Source organism: Paenibacillus sp. FA6 (genome assembly GCF_051550225.1).
GTDB lineage: Bacteria > Bacillota > Bacilli > Paenibacillales > Paenibacillaceae > Paenibacillus_AQ.
In genome coordinates this window covers 2,821,391-2,838,677 of the sequence record NZ_CP188820.1, presented here as the reverse complement: position 1 = coordinate 2,838,677, position 17,287 = coordinate 2,821,391, and the positions used below count along the sequence as shown (strand labels likewise).

Sequence of the window (17,287 nt, the reverse complement as noted above, 5' to 3'; positions counted from 1 at the left end):
ACGGTTAACCGTTTGTAGAATATAAACAAATTTATTGGGAGGGTTATTTTACATGAAAAAAATGAAAAAAAGACTCACGTTAGTTCTCGCTCTAGTCATGATATTCACTATGCTAGCTGCCTGTGGCTCACCCAAGAATACTACGAACACAGAGGTAACAAAAGATCCGGGAACAACGGAGACTAAGACTCCGGAGGAAACGAAGGAACCACTCAAGGAAGTTACTTTGAAAATTACTGTACCAGGGGATGATCGAGCTTCCAAAACAGAAGTGTTAAACGCACTTTATGAGCTCACCAAGGACAGATTGAATGCAAAGTTTGAAATTAATGTGGTTCCATTTGGGGATTACCAAAACAAGTTGACCATGATGGCATCATCTGGTGACAACTATGATGCAGCATTTACGGCTGACTGGTTCGGTTATGCCAGTATGGTCAATAAAGGAGCCTTTCTTGACCTAACTGAACTCATGGCACAATATGCACCTAATCTCTTCAAGATTTATGAAGACAATGATATGCTTGCCTCGGCCAGTGTAAATGGAAAAGTAATGGCTGTGCCATGGACAGAAATCAAGACTTCCAAACCTGTATTTCAATATCGAAAGGATATTGCTGATAAACTGAATGTACAGCCTGGTGATTTGACAACGATTGAAGGTATCGAGCAATTTCTTACAGCTATTGCAGCAGCAAAGCCTGGCATGACCGTTTATGATATGGCTATGAAAGGTGATGCAGGAGATATTGTGACTCTGTTACATCCTAAGTATGAGATGTTAGATATCGGTTTTAATACTTTGTATATTGATGTGAATGACTCATCAGCAAAGATTATTCCATTAGAGCAGACTGAAATGTTCAAAGAAGCAGCTCATCTTGCAAAGAAATGGTATGATACTGGTATTATTTCCAAGAATGCACTTGCAGACAAGGAGAATCAGCCTTTTGAAACGGGTAAAGTATTCTCTGGTAAGAATACATCAGGGGCACTATTTGGTGCAACGAACTTTACGGATAAAACAGCTGTTAAAGCGGCAGTAGAAGTATACCCAGATCATAAATTTGCTAGAGACTCGCAAATGAATAATGCAATGGCAATCAATCAAAATGCTGCAAACCCTGAAAGAATGCTAATGTTTATGGATTTGCTCTCAACTGACCAAGATGTATATGATACTTTCTTCTATGGAATTAAAGACAAAACCTATACATTGGATGGTAATGGGGTTGTAGGCTTTACAGCAAATGAAGATCCTGCTAAACCGCTTTGGCAGAATTGGTTCAACTATGGCTTCTATCGTTCTGAATTAGCGCGTCCAACCGTTTCTTCACCTGCTGAAAGTATGAAACAGAATTATGAATATGCAACACGTTCTAATATTGTAGAATCACCGATTGCGGGATTTGTACCTTCCCCTGATGCCATCAAAACAGAGCTTGCGCAAAGATCTCAAATATCATCAGAGCAAGGAAAGTTACTACTTTCCGGTATCGTTAAAGGTGATGTTGATACAGCTATTAATGAGTATAGTGAGAAACAAAAGTCTGCTGGCCTTGATAAAATTTTAGTGGAAGTTCAGTCACAGATTGATACTTTCCTTAGCAATAAATAATAGGGACTTGTCTTAGATTGGAAGGGGCTATATCAAAAGTGAAACTACTTTTGGTATAGCCCCCTTATGTCGTGAACTGGCATTATCGCAAAAGAGTGAAAAAAACAAACATTTTTATGAAGGATAGAAAAACTTTCAAAGCTAATTTCAAGCTATAATTATGCAAATCCATCTTTAGATGAAGAAAGTAATTATGAATGGGGCTCGTAGATGAAATTCACTTTTCGACGGAGTATCTTTATCAAATTTGTATTGTCGTTTATTCTAGTCGGAGTATTACCGTTGGGCGGATTAGGATATTTATTCTTGAATGCGTTTTCAATGCAATCCGAACATTATAATGATAACAATCTAGAGCAGATGACCGTATATGTAGCGAAAACTACGGATGGAATATTGACGAATTATAATACTCTTTCAAAGATGATGTACTACGAGAACTGGTATGAAAGTTTAAGAAAGGCATCATCTACAGATGAGACTTCGGCGATAGATAATTTGCTGATCTCCATCCTTTACTCGGATAGTTATATAGAGAATGTCTATTTTATATCGCAGACCAGAGATCAGATCAACGTCAAATCTAGAAAGGCCAAGGCATTTGATGAATCCAAGTTTCCACTTGAAGCTATACAAACAAAGCTGATGGCTAATATGGATCAACTATCTTTGTTTGCGACTCATCAGGAAACGTATTTTAATCGATCCGACATACAGGTCATGTCCTTTGCCCGTAATTTGCTAGACACCTCAACCCTATTTAAAGGGAAACCTACCGTCATTGGAACACTAGTATTTGATGTTAATATCACTGTTTTTGACCATATCTTTTCGCAAATTGTTATGGGAAATGACGATGAGATTAACGTCATCGATCAAGAACGCATGGTTTATTATAGTAATTATCCAGATCGTATCGGGACAACATTGATAGTAGAGAATATTGAGAAGATTAAAGAACAGATGGGGAAAACGGTGAAGAAAGATATACCAAGTGCAAATCTGATATTGCTTGGGAGCTTTACAAAAACGAATTTCTTCAATGTATTCACTCAATTTAAAAGCGTTGCGATAGCTACTACCGTCGTATGTATCCTATTACTAATTGTGCTATCCCTTGTACTTTCAAGGAAATTCTCGCAACCCATTCGGGAAGTGATTCGTCAAATGTCCAAAATGGAATCGGGTAATTTGGATGTACAGTTGATGGTTAAGTCAGAGGATGAACTTGGTCAATTGATTAGAGGGATGAATCGTATGGCCGTAAGACTTAACGAATTTATCCAAGTAGCCTATGTGGCAGGAATTAAGCAGGAGCAAGCTGAATTAAAAGCTTTGAAAAGTCAGATTCGACCTCATTATTTGTACAATACCTTAGAAGTCATACGCATGAGCGCTGTAAGTAATGATGATGGGCCAGTGGCGGAGATGATTCTTTCACTATCGAATCAATTGGAATATGTCCTGGATAGTCGGGAGAATGTGGTAGAGCTTAAGAATGAGATTCAAAATGTAAACGACTATTTTAATTTGATTCAAGTTCGGTATGAAGATTGGATTGAGCTTCTGATTAAAATCGACCCGAACGTTTCTTTGGACTGGGGAATTTTAAAGTTATCGCTTCAACCACTAATCGAAAACGCTGTTGAGCACGGTATTCTACCTAAAGATTCCAAGGGGAAAATTGTTCTAGAAATCACATCTGAAGAAGGTGGAACGCTACTTATTAGGGTCATCGATGATGGTATTGGAATGAGCGAGACACGATGTCAGGAATTGAATACAATATTAAACGGACAGAGCCCACATCAAGGTGACAATAAATTAGGTCTGAAAAATGTTCATGATCGTGTTCGATCCCTTTTCGGAGAATCGTATGGACTTCTGATTAATAGCATTCCTTCTATGGGGACCATTGTACAAATAACAATCCCGATCATAAGGGAGGTAGGAAATCATAATGCTGAGAGTATTAATGGCAGATGACGAACGTGTGATTCTACGTGGGTTGAAGAAACTTATTAACTGGGAAAAGCTTGGGCTAAGTTGTATTGGCGAAGTATATAGAGGAGACACACTTTTAAAGGAAATCGTTGAACATACACCTGATATTGTCATCACAGATATTTCCATGCCTGGTATGAATGGCATAGAGGTGCTTAAGAGCCTGAGAAATCTCGGCATACAGACGAAGGTTATTTTCATTAGCGCATATCGTGAATTCTCTTATGCTCAGGAAGCTTTATCTTATGGTGCGGTTGATTATTTAATTAAACCGATCGACCCTTATAAGCTAGAACAAATTCTAATTAAAACGGTTACTAGTATTTCTGAGGTTAACAAGATAGATATGATTAGCAGTCAGTTTCAGCATTATGAGGTTAAGCTAAAGAAACAGAAAATCATAGATTTCCTCGAGAATTTAACGGAAGAGAAAAAGTTGTCCGACATGCCAGATGTGATACATGAGCTGAATAGGGGTAATCACAATGCTATATTTTCTGTTATTGCAATTGAAGCTGATCATATAAAGGGAGACATGGGCAGCTGCGTGGAGTGGAGACGAAAGCTCCTTTATTTCGCTATCAAAAATGTGATTGAAGAGCTTGTACCCATTGGAGTTGAAGGTTGGGCGATCTCGAACCGAATCTATCTATATATGGTGTTGAAGCATGATCAAGATTTCGATATTGAGGATCTGGCATCTCAGTTTCACTCACATATTGGGAGATTGTTAAAAACAAGTGTCTCGATCGGTATAGGGACCCCGGGAAGCTTGAGAGACATCCCCGAAAGCTATGAGGAAGCTAAAATCGGGATCAACTATAAGTTTTTCCTTGGAGTAAATGGTCTTATTTCCTATTCATCGATACCAACCATTAAGGAAAAGAAAGAAATGGATCGTGAGAAGTTGGAGAAGGATCTGCTGAAGGCCTTATATTCTACAATAAGCGAAATTCCTACTTCATTATTAGATATATGGGAGGAGACGATTAAATGTTTGGCTTGGGGAAATCGTGATTATGCGATTAATTTGAGTGTGTCGATGTTGAATAAAGCACTACGTGAGATGCCTTCTGAAGTCATAGAACTAGAGTCAGAAGAACTTCGCTATATGTTGCAACTTAACGAATGTGAAACTTTTGAAGAGATGAATCGTTACTTTCGAAATGAGCTTGGTATGCTACAAATGAAGATACATCAAAAAGGATCTGGCAAAGAAGTACAGCAAATTACTCAGGTGAAATCCTACATCGATGAGCATTATCAAGAAGAAATAAGCTTGGAAACGATGGCAGTCCGCTTTTATATGAATCCCTATTATTTTAGCGTTTTCTTCAAAAAGCATACGGGTCAAAATTTCAAAGCATACGTTACTGAAATTCGAATGAAGCATGCGATGCAGATGTTGATAGAAACAGATGATATGTTGTATAGAATCGCAGAAAACGTAGGTTATCATAATGCTCGACAATTCAGTGAATTATTTAAGAAATACTATGGAATCTTGCCAAATGAATATAGGAAGCAATATGGAGGGGACAAGAAGGTGGAGGGGTATAAATGAAGGGAAGAATAAAGAATGCAGCTGGTATAATCGTTCTTAGCTTCATCATTATGATCATAAATGGTTGTGAGAATAGTAGATTCCTGACGACACTTTCCAGTCCAGTTGATAACAATATTCAAGAGGAAGAGGTAACGATTCTTAAATACGTCTATGCAGGTGGAGATTCGATCAGCAATCAGTCCATGAGTGAAGCGATTGAGGCGTTTAACCAGTCGCATGTGAAGATTCAGATTATGGGAATTCCCTCTTTGCCTGGGTCTGTTACATATGATGAGTATTTAAAAACCTTAACTGCCGTAGGTGAATTTCCGGAGTTACTTGATATGCGAGATGCACAGACGTACGCGGATGCTGGGAAGATCGCTCCGATTCCGCAAGAAATTGTAGATCTATTTGAAGACGTAGCAAAGGTAAATGGAAAGGTGTATACGGCACCTGTCGTGAAAGAATACCTTTTAGGAATTATTTATAATAAGGATATTTTTGAACAGGCAGGGATTACGAAGGAGCCTAATACATGGCAAGAGTTCCTGGAGGATTGCCAAAAAATTAAAGACCTTGGTATCAGTCCGATCGTGGTAGGTGGTAAAGACTTGTGGCATATGGGGTTTTGGCAAGGGTTTTTCATGGGTAATGATATGTTTGCGGAGAATGAGAATTGGAATTCAGACCGAAAGGCAGGTCGAGTTCATTTCAGTGATGAGAATGTTGTGAAAGCGATGAAAGATATGACAGAGCTTTGGACGAAAGGCTACGTTGATGACAATTGGTTAACTACGGAGGATAGTCAAGTCTCAACAATTCTAATATCAGGGAAAGCAGCGATGCTATATGAAGGGAACTGGATGTTGAGTACGGTTAAACAAGCAGATCCAAATTTCAATGTTGGTTTCTTTGCCCCAAAGGATAGAGAGGGGCGAGCAATCATGGTTGGTAAGCCGACACCTCAAGGTTTTGCCCTTTCGGCAGAAGCAGCGAAGAATCCGAGTAAGGTGGTCGCGTTCATTGAATTCATGAAGTTTTTCTATCATAAAGATAATTATGCTAAGTATCTACAAACCAATAATGCTATATCTGCTACGAAAGAAAAAGTCACGTACGAGGTGCCAGAAGAGATGCAAAAGATACTGGCCACCTATAATGATCCCAAAACAATAAAAGTACAGCTGATGCATCAATATTGGGGGGAGAACAAGATTTCGACAGAGTTTCGGGATTGGCTGTGGAGATTAACACAGCAATGGTTGATAGAGGAGGAGCTAAGTATCGAGGACGCGATGAAGCTAGCGGACGAGGAGTTCGATAGAGTCGTTCATGATGGGGAAGACTAGTGAAGCTGTTATTCTGATTCATGCCCATTCCGTGGATAGTAGGATGTGAGTCCTCAATTTATTCAGGTAGCAGAAAAGTATAGAGTCATTCGATATGATCGCATTGCATCTTGGCAATTTACTCACTATGAGCTACCATGTGTGTTGGGAGCTACTCTTCAGAGGAACTTATTCGTCTTGAGTCTTAGTTATTGAAAAATTCATACACAATAGAGAGGATGTTCATCCAATGGGGGAACTTCAGAAGAATCACAATCCATATAAGAAACGTCAGGCAGAACTTATCCTTAAGATTGCATTGGTAGCGGACAGCAAGCCATTGCTTGCAAGTGGCTTATGGTTTCATGATGATGTACGCAACAACTTTTATTATGCTTCGTATTTATTCGCAGCAGCGGTGGATTCATCATTAGAGATTCCTTTTGACAGGGAGGATGCGAAGAAGAAAGCCGAAAATGTGCTGTTAGAGACTCTTATGTTGCAAAATCGTCAGCCTGGCACGGCACTCTATGGACATTGGCCGCTAGGATTGAATCCAGATCCAAGGGAAGCTACACCGCATGAGCTACCTGTAGAAATCATGGGTAGTCTCATGGCCTACTTTCATAGAGAGTATGGAAAATTAATGAACACTGATCTCAGAGTCGCTTTCGATACGGCAATGGAGCATATTTATCGTAGTGATTTTTTTCGTAAGCCGGTTGTTACATACGGGCATCATGAAGCGAAATATACAGCGGCTAAGCTGATCTTTGGAGGAATGTTCAAGGATGAGGGACTGCTGGAGGATGGACGTCAATGTTTGAAACAAACACTGGAACATATCCGATCGAAGGGAATGCCGGAGTATGGCTCTTTGCCTTGGTTCTGGCATTGGGTTCAGGCGTTTACTTGTGCACTGGAGTTCGCAGATGGGGAAGATAAAGATCTTCAAAGTAGTTTGAGGGAAATGTTGGATTATTTATGGAAAGAAAGATCTCAATTTTATCTTAAGGGAGCCTGGGTCGGAGCGCATTCACGTGGCTGGCCGCATGATGTTCCAGGGGATGTAAATGTACTTCACGATTACGTGCAGTTCGGAGATTTCAAGCTTCCTGAAGCGATGCCTCGGACCGAGTATGCAGGATTTCTGTTCTATGAAGCACCGGAAGAGGCACGTGTGACTGCATTGAATCATCGGATACCAGTGGAGTTCAAGAAAATGACGGAAAAGGTCGTTCCAAGCGATCCAAACCGTCAGCCACAGCTACATTCCTATGCGTATATGACAGAGGAGTTTGCTGCGGGGGGCATGTGGGAGCGGGTAGAGGAATTTGATAATGAGCAATTACGCTGGGCTTTTTCCTTGCCTCTAAGTGGTAGAGAGGGAGCAAACCAACTTTACTTCTTCCATCCTGGTCAAGGATATCATGAAGGTGATCCTCGCCATCAGAGTCGCTATGCGGAAGTTCTATATCACCAAAATGTGGTCATGGCACTTTATCCTGTTCCTGTAGGTGAACCGAATCAGTTGATTGGCGTACTTCCTAAGGGGAAGTGGTTACAACAGCCTACTGCTCTTTACGGACAGGTGGATAATGTTTACTTCGCCATTTTCTTATCTCATCCGTATGAGCTTACTGAGAGGGCAAAATATATAGAAGTTACAGTCGAAGGAATGCCAGGTGGAGTCGTTATAGAGGCGGTAAGTGTGAAGGATGCTGTGGGGCTTGGTATTGAGGGACTGGATGCGTTTGTAGAGGCCATAAATCAAAAAGCTCCGAAGTTTGAAACAGAGAATTCGTTAGAAGTGCAATATACTGCCTTTGACGGTGAACAACTACAATTAAACTTTCTCGATAAAGAGTCATCTCAAGCTTGGCTTAACGGAACCCGGTTTTCATTTAATAACTACTCTGTTTAATCGGGTATTAATTAATGCAACCAAGAAGTGAATACAACTAGGTCGGCCTTTATAAGGCTGACCTTTTGTGCGTTTGGCAGCGGATGGACTTAGGAGTGAAAGTCACTAGCACACCGTCCAAGACGATTCGTGCGGAGGGCTTGGAGGCAAACAGCGGGACTGTGGAAGAGAAATGCTGGAGTAAATCGCCATGACCGCTCACCAGCTTTACTAAAAATGGTGAACAATGTTAGTTAACTATTGTAATGACTAGGGTAATTAGCATTTTTTTAATTTTATATAGTAAATCTTAAAAAACTAACAGATGGATGTTAAAAAACTACATTGGATCAATTATATATACATGATATCTTAATAATTACATATAAGGGAAAGCGCTTTCTTGGATAAATCATACAAAATATAAGGGGGGCCTTAAAGGAGAAATGACTGCGAGGAAAGCTGTTTTCACATATGAACAGATGGTGGAACGAGGAAACCCTTGACCCATCTCTACCTCGGGGAATGCCGAGAGGCTATAACAAAATGAGGAGGAAAAAAATGAATAGTTTTAACGAAAAAGTATCTAAGCGAATTCATAAGCTAACAAAACGCATTAAGCGAGCCTTATCCATTTGCCTTGTAGCTGCTTTGGCTGTCCCAGCTGTATTACCGATTCAGTCTAGTGTGGTACATGCAGAAATAGTTGGAATAACTTCTGCTTATATAGACAAGATTGTGTTTGGCAATGATGATTCTGAAATAGCCCATGATTTTGTAGGTGATAATACAACTCCCTATGTTGGGGGACTTGGTGAAACGGCACGTAAATCTGATCCGCGTGTTCCTGCGTTACTGAAAGGCGGGGATTTAATATTCACAATGAGTGTTGATCCTATTCAACAAAACTATTTGACAGTGAAGTTTTGGGGAGATGAAGCTTCGACCTATAAGAGCATTGTTTACATAAACGGTGAACAGCTCGGTTCTAGACGGTCAGGTGATTTCGAACCACTTAATTCCGGTAATGAAAATTACCGTGCAGGGTCCGGCACTCCCACAACCGGTGCTGAACCCCTGAGTAATAGATTTTATTACAGAACGACTATGCTACCTCTCGAGTCTACTTACGGACAAGAGACAATGGAAATTACGATTAGAACTTATCATGAGAACTTTTCCAGTAATGTGACGTTGCCATCGCGAGGGTATTATAACGCATATACACATTCACAGGCTTATTTAGACGTATCTGACGAGAAGCAGGGTGCGAAATTTACTGCTGATGTGAATACATTATTAGCTGAGGAAGCTAGAACGGACGTTGAAAAACAAGCGTTAATTGATGGGTATACGGACAGTCAAAGAAAACTATTTAATAGTTTGACATCGAGTAAAGCAGGTGTTAACGACGAGCTATCCATTGTGAGGTATGTAGACGAATTGAAATTTTATTCAAGCTGCTTAACTTATGACTGGTGTCCAGCGAATACACCTGAATTAAAAAAGGAAGCATTGGATCTAATATTTAAATCGATAGATAATCACGTGAAAGATTATTATGGCAATACAAGATTAGTACAAAGAGGGGGGCATCAAGGGGATTGGGGAGGGTACTATGGCGCCCTTGGTGAAGCCTTATACATTGTGGAAAACCTCATTGCAGATGATGAAATTTTTGGGGAATTGGAGTTTAATGCATTCTTAGATCAGCCGTTTATCACAGGCACGGTTGAAGGACCATATTCTCTAGCAGGTGTTGACTGGGCTGGTGGTGAGCTAACACGTCGTGAAGCATGGGAAAGACCACTTAAAGCAAACTTTGATTTTGCGCGTTCGAGGTTGTCCTATATTTACAATCAAATTATGTATACCTACGAAGGGGCATGGGAAGCACATGAGGGTTTACGTGTTATCGGATCTCGTTTTTATGAAGGAAAAGAGCGAAGCAAAGCGATCCTACTAGAATCATTAGGAAGCATACCTTTCTTAGGTGAAGAAGTGTTAGTCGGTCCTAATGGTGAAGAGTTAGATGTATACCATTCCTTATTTTATCATGATACTACCGCGGTCTTTACTGCAGATGTTGAGCAAATTATCGCTAAAGGATTAGCAAAAAGTAAACTCGATAATGGGAATGTAGTGAGGCGTTTAACGCTCGGTGAATATTTTACTGGGATATCAGAGGCTGGTCTCACTAGAGAGAACGGTTATGTTGCAAACTATGGAGAATCAGCTAACTATTTACCTGAATATTTCTATAAAACATTAAATCACGCAGGCGACGAGCAATTAAATGATGAAATATTAAAATTAGCATTAAAGAGTGTACATGCCCGAGGTTATGCTCGTCATACGGATTTAGCTGATGATGGAAAAAGAGTTATGAGAATGGAGCAAGTTCTAGATGATCGGAATCCAACCTTTTCTGGTAACTATGGTTATGCAACAAGTATAAATGGTGGCAAGGCACTACATTTTGCTTCATTAGAATCAGCAATGGTACAGAATGAAGTTCGATATAGCGGTCCGGAGTGGGGAGGTTACTGGAAATATGCACAAGAAGCTGTTGGCTATGCACAGCAACAAATCGCTGACAATCAATTCTTTAATAATTTCAGTAGTTTAACAGCAAAGAATAAATATGATTACGAAGCAGCTAAGACGTATCAATATATTACTACCGGCCGCGATGACTATTCTAGATTTGATAGTGTAATGGCTGGTGTGGTTCACCCACAAACGGACTTTAGTTATTATACAGTAGATGAAATTACAGCATTAGAGGTTAATCCAGTTGATTATGAGAAGTTTGCCTGGGTTGATATGGATAACTTCTACGTTTCGTTAAGAGATGAAGATACTAGAATATTCGGTCAGTTAAATATGCTTAATCGAGGCTTTGCTGGTAATGGACGTCTACATGTCATTAATGATGACCACGAGAATATCGTCCAAATCGCTACCAATGGTAAATTCCAGTATGAAGATTATACAATCCGAATGAATGATGTCGACATTTTTATGATTGACGATCAGAATAAAGCGGATGGCGACAGACCTCAGGCATTAGCAGGGGAAATCAATCCCATTACGTATCAACCAGGAGTGGGTAAGATTAACCGGGAAAATTGGGAGCCTGATCATGCTTATTCTGGACTAGCTGAGCTACTGACAGCAAGATATGGGAAATATTTTATCGTTTTCAATTCAACACGTGATGTATATGAAAACGAACAAACCTTTGATGTAGAGTTGCCGACAGATTACTCCGGCGCTACTGTATTCGATCTTGTATCAGGTAATAATATTCCTGTAACTGATGGTAAGGTGACCATTGTGCCAAGGTCAGCCATGGTGTTGAAATTGACTGAAAATAGCGAGGATGCGCTAAAACCATCTAGCGTAGATTATGTAGGAGCTTTAGCGGGTAACGGTTATGCAGGTATCAATTGGAAAACAACTGCGGGCGCAGCATCCTACACCATTAAACGTTCGACAACAGAAAATGGCACATATTCAGTAATTTCTAGCAATGTACAAGGTAACTATTACAAAGACACTACGGTTACCAATGGTCAAGATTATTACTATAAAGTAACAGCAGTAAATGCAAACGGGGTAGGCTTGGATTCTTATCGAGCGAAGCTTGAGTTAAGTGTACCGGTAACATTAACTACTCCAGACACCTTATGGCGTGATGATCGATTAGGTGATATTACGCAAGGTAATGCGACCATCATGGGTTCATCCATCGCAATTGAGAATGGAAATGGAAATGGTTTAGGTGAGGGTGATGACTATACAGTTCATGAAAGAGATATCAATGATTCGTTGCATTACGTGAGCCAAGTTGTATCAGGTAGTGGTTCAATTGAGGCGAAAATTGACAGTCATAAAGGAGAAGCAAGTGGCGTCATGATGCGTGATTTGATTGAATCCAATGCTCGCTATATTTATTTTGGCGCAGATGTAGACGGTAATCTTGTATTGCAGAATCGTACCAGAGATTCCCGACATACATTCACTGATTTGCAGATGAGTCCCTTGAACGTTAATCTTATTGGATTTGATTCAACAGAATATCCATACGTTAAGCTATTACGGGATTATGATTCGAGATATGTGAATGCTTATGTATCTACTAATGGAGAAGATTGGATCATGGTTCATAAGATGTTTACTCCGTTCCCTTATGCATTTTACGCGGGAGTGGTGGCTACAGATGACGCACAATTTAGTGAGGTAGCTGTTGAAGAGCTGTTACCTGGTATAGTTTATCCATTTATTGAAAAAGCCAACGATGCGATTTCTCTCTCTTGGAATAAACCTAAGCGAGCGATTACTTTCAGTGTGTTTCGCACGTACGATACCGAGAAAAGTTCACAAAATCCTGTCTTTGTAGAAGGGACTAATCAATTAGTAGAGGGATCTCCATGGACTGTCGTAGCTTCTAATACGATAGATTTGACATATGTCGATACGCAACCGACGTTACAAGATACGCCTAGTTATAAGATTGTCCCTATTTCATTGGATGGAACTTATGGAGAATTCTCCGAAACAGTTAATCCAGCTGCTGAAACAATGGCACCTCACGCAAGTCATATTACAATAAGGAATAATCCAGCCGCGATCACAGATACGATTGAAGTGAAGGGATTGTCGGCAGGGAATCTAGTGAAGGTGTACAGAACGACGAATGACACAACTATATTAGGATCGGCAGTAGCCGATAGTTCGACGGTAACGATTAGTATCCCTCAAATAGGTGAGGATTCAGGGATGCTGTATGTATCGATATCTGAGCCGAACAAACTTGAAAGCAGTAGAACAGGGAAAACATATGCAGGTGAAGATGGAGTTATCTTAAGACAGGTGGAGAAAGATGCCACATTAAGATTTAATAGCGCTGCACCTGGAAATTCCACAGAACTGACGGTATTATCAAACGGTATTAATGTTGAAGATAATAAAAGATACGGAATCATAACATTTGACGGAGTCCCAGCACTTGATGATGAAGAAATTGAATCCGTTACGTTAAAAATGTACCGGAAGAATGCAAGAACGGCCACTCTACAAGCACACTTAATTCAGTGGAATGACTGGATTGAGCCATCAGGCAACGATACACTTGGAGCTAAACTAAAAGATGATTACTTTGGGAATAGTACCTCAGCCATTGAAACTTTCTTGGCAGGACCTAAGGCTTCAGCTGGAGTCACACCCATAAATGATTATGTAGCATATGATATTAACGCGTTATGGGATATTGATGTTACAAATATAGTTAAAGTGAATGAAGGAAATAAAGCTACCTTCCTTATCTCAGTTCCTAGTGGTGAAGCAAACCCATTAACGAAAGAATATGTTGCGGGACAGAGTACTCGTGGACAATTTGGACCAACTTTAATAGTTAAATATGTAATTAATAAATCTGCTTTAAATGAATTAATAGTAACCATTGATGAGCTTGAAGCAGAAGACTACACCATTGAAACATGGGCTGCTTTACAAGCTGTATTAACAAGTGCAGAGCAAGTTAAGCTGAATGAAAGTGCTACACAAGTGGAAGTGAATGCGGCTTTAACAAATCTTCTTGCTGCAAAAGATGCCTTAAAAGCAGTTCGAGGCAGTGGATTTGAGGAAGATGAGACAGACATTTGGTTGCAAGGCGGAAGTGGTGAGAACTACGTATTTGGATATGATACGGATGCGCATAGAGGGTCACGTTCATACAAATTCTCAAGTACGAATCCGAGTGCTGATGCTACACTTAATACGCATATTTCTAGCATTCTTAATGGAGAAACATCCACATTTGAAGTAACAGGCGGAAAGGAGTATGAAATTAGCTTTTGGTATAAAACGAATAACCATGTTAGAAACGCTCCAACTTCAGGTGCCACTGTACAAATCATGAATTATAAGGAGAATACAGGCAACAAAAGCGAAAGAATTCCAGAAGGAACGACAGATGGTTGGGTCCAGATGAAGATCCCGTTCACTACTCATGCGGAAGAAACAAGATTACGGATTAATTTTGAATTCCGTGCATCTATGGGTGAAGTGTGGTTCGATGACTTGCAAATTATCACGAAATCAGGATTGAGTACAGAAACACTGGTAGAAAAGATTAAAGAAGCTGAAGCCATAACAAATGATACAAATCAGTATAAAATAGACTCGTATTCAGCATTACAAGCTGCCATAGGAATTGCAAAATCGACACTGGATCATGTTGATGAAAACACACAACAACTAGAAATTGATCAAGCCGTGAGTGCCCTACAGACAGCGATGGATGCTTTAGTGGAGACAGATTTGGAAAAAGCAGAACTAATAGCTCAAATTAACACAGCTAAAGCCATAACGAATGACTGGTCAAAGTATACGGCTGTTTCATTTAGTGCGTTGCAATCAGCGATTATAGTAGCTGAGGCAGTTCTAGAAGACAGCACAAAACAAGCTGAGATAGATGGTGCAGTAATCGCCTTGCAGACAGCAATAGACAATCTAGTCATTGCAAAAGTGTTAGCAGAGAAAGATACTCACTTACACTCTGGTAATGTAACTGAGAAAAACGGAGGCAAAGAATCTCTAGTTATCTTAAGAAATGAGGCAGGTCAGCAAAGGTTTGGAATCATTACATTTGATATTTCAGAATTTGCGGGCAAAGATATATCAGGGGCGAATCTTAAACTTTACAACACAGGCACTCTTCCAGATCGTACTAACAATATGAGTGTAACTAGTGTGGTTTACGACGACTGGGATGAATCTAATTTAGACTATGCGACATTTAGTAGTAAATTTAATATTGCAAATGATAGTGAGTTGGCTACCTTTTTTGAACCGCTAACTTATGTGGTAGTCACGTATGATTCTATTGAAAAGCCAATAAACACGATGGGTGTCTGGAACGCGGATATTACAGATTTGATTAAAGCACAACTTGATCTGGGCAGTATGAAGCTTACATTATTGTTAACTGTGCTTCCAGGTACAACGCACGAAGCTAATCCGGCAACAAAAGAATCAGCTAAAGGGTATTATGCACCTTCGATAACAGTGGATTATGCTACCAGTACAGATATTAATACGGATGCACTAGTGAACGCAATTAACAGAGCAACAGCTATAACGAATGACAATGGGCAGTATACATTTGAATCGTTTGAAACCTTGCAAAAGGCGGTCACAGCCGCTCAAACAGCACTAGCAAACAGCACAATTCAATCTGAGATAGATAGTGCAGTAATTGCTATGCAGACAGCCATCGATGGTTTAGAACTCAGTGAGCCAGAAGAACCAGTTGTACTGAATAAAACTGCATTAGAAGCTTTAATCGCAGCAGCAGAAGCGAAAGACGAGGTTGATTATACATCCCGTTCATATGCAGCCTTGCAAAAGGCGATTATAGTAGCTCAAACAGCACTAGTAAACAGCACAACTCAAGCAGAGCTAGATGGTGCAGTGAGTGCTTTGCAGACAGCGATTGATGGTTTAGTGGTGAGAGAAGAGCCTGAAACACCATCGATTGATACAGGGGGCGGTAAATTTATACCATCACCTTCACCACGACCATCAACGCCGAAAAACACTGTTGTTGCTGATTACTTGGTAACTAACCAAATCAACAATCAAGCATCTCAACAGGTGATTATTACACTTCCAGTAAGCACTGTTGATATGGCTGAGGTCATCGCAGAGATTCCAGCTAACATCTTGAAAAGCTTGGTCGCGTCTGGTAAACCGTTAGTGATCAAATCTGGCGATGTTGAGATTGCGATCCCAGCGGGAGTAATAGCAGCCATAGCTACTTCTCAACCATCACCAGACAAACTTTCCATTCATATTAACTTAGCCAGTGATGTGATTGTGCCTGCTGGAGATGCCGTTTCTAGCGTCTATGATCTCACTATTAGTAGTGAGAAGAGTGGGACAACAACAATAATTTCAACGTTCAGTGAGCCGATAACCGTTCAGCTACCTGTGCTAGCTTCAAATGTGAATGACTCTCATAAAGTTGCTGGTTACAGAGTAAATGGCAACTTACTCGAATACGTGGGCGGAAAATATGTAGATGGTAAAGTCGTGTTTAGAACACACGGTTTCTCACGCTATGTAGCGATTGAAAAAGACATTACGTTCGAAGATATTGCAAAACATTGGGCAAAGGATGCAATCGAAGTACTAGCTTCACGTACAATTACTTCTGGTAAAGGGCTAAATACGTTTGCACCTCAAGATCGTTTAACACGTGGGGAGTTTGCCGTCCTGATCTCCCGTGCTTTGGACTTACGAGGAGGATCCTATGAGGGTATCTTCCAAGATGTCACAATAGAAAGAGCTTGGGCTTATACAGACATTGAAGCAGCGTACCGTGCAGGCATTATTAAGGGAAGGGATGCAGCAATCTTCAACCCCGATGCAAACATAACACGTGAAGAACTAGCGAGTATGATTATGCGAGCAATTGCTTATGCAGATGCATCATTGTTAAACGATCTTCATGCAGCAACAGCGTTTAATGATGCATCAAACATCAGTAGCTTTGCTCAAGAGGCAGCGGTAGCAGCACAATCACTCGGAATTATTAGTGGAAAACCGGGGAATTTGTTCGATCCTAAAGGTCCTGCTACTCGGGCAGAGGCTGTGGCGATGTTGTATCGCGCATTAGAGAAGTTGCAACAATTTTAAGAAATTGATTTGAGAAGTAGGCTCACAGTCATCGGAGTTAAGCATCTGCTTAACTCCGATTTTTAATAACTATTATTTATTGCAATGGGGAGATGACAACATTGAGCATAAATACACAACTGTTCTTAAGAAACTAGCAGAACAATCTTAAAAAAGTTCATTGGAAGCATAGAGAGGCA

At 40.2% G+C, this 17,287-nt stretch carries 6 protein-coding genes; all 6 read left to right on the top strand.

Annotated elements, in window-relative coordinates:
* Positions 1 to 52 precede the first annotated feature (52 nt).
* Complete coding sequence (locus ACP8HI_RS13285; RefSeq protein WP_438351524.1) at positions 53 to 1,618, top strand: DUF3502 domain-containing protein; 1,566 nt, start codon at positions 53 to 55, stop codon at positions 1,616 to 1,618.
* A gap of 210 nt (positions 1,619 to 1,828) precedes the next feature.
* Positions 1,829 to 3,604 carry a cache domain-containing sensor histidine kinase gene (locus ACP8HI_RS13280; protein WP_438351523.1) on the top strand — a complete coding sequence of 592 codons (1,776 nt, stop codon included), beginning with the start codon at positions 1,829 to 1,831 and terminating at the stop codon, positions 3,602 to 3,604.
* Complete coding sequence (locus ACP8HI_RS13275; RefSeq protein WP_438351522.1) at positions 3,579 to 5,186, top strand: response regulator; 1,608 nt, start codon at positions 3,579 to 3,581, stop codon at positions 5,184 to 5,186. Before ACP8HI_RS13280 ends, ACP8HI_RS13275 begins: the two co-directional genes overlap by 26 nt.
* The gene (locus ACP8HI_RS13270) at positions 5,183 to 6,520 is read left to right on the top strand and encodes an ABC transporter substrate-binding protein (protein WP_438351521.1); all 1,338 of its coding nucleotides are present in this window, start codon (positions 5,183 to 5,185) and stop codon (positions 6,518 to 6,520) included. The genes ACP8HI_RS13275 and ACP8HI_RS13270 overlap by 4 nt, the downstream gene beginning before the upstream one ends.
* 229 nt (positions 6,521 to 6,749) lie before the next feature.
* Positions 6,750 to 8,423, top strand: coding sequence for a hypothetical protein (locus ACP8HI_RS13265; RefSeq protein ID WP_438351520.1), 1,674 nt, complete (start codon positions 6,750 to 6,752; stop codon positions 8,421 to 8,423).
* 540 nt (positions 8,424 to 8,963) lie between these two features.
* Positions 8,964 to 17,108 (top strand): S-layer homology domain-containing protein, encoded by an 8,145-nt coding sequence (locus ACP8HI_RS13260; protein ID WP_438351519.1) that lies wholly within the window; start codon positions 8,964 to 8,966, stop codon positions 17,106 to 17,108.
* Positions 17,109 to 17,287: the final 179 nt, after the last annotated feature.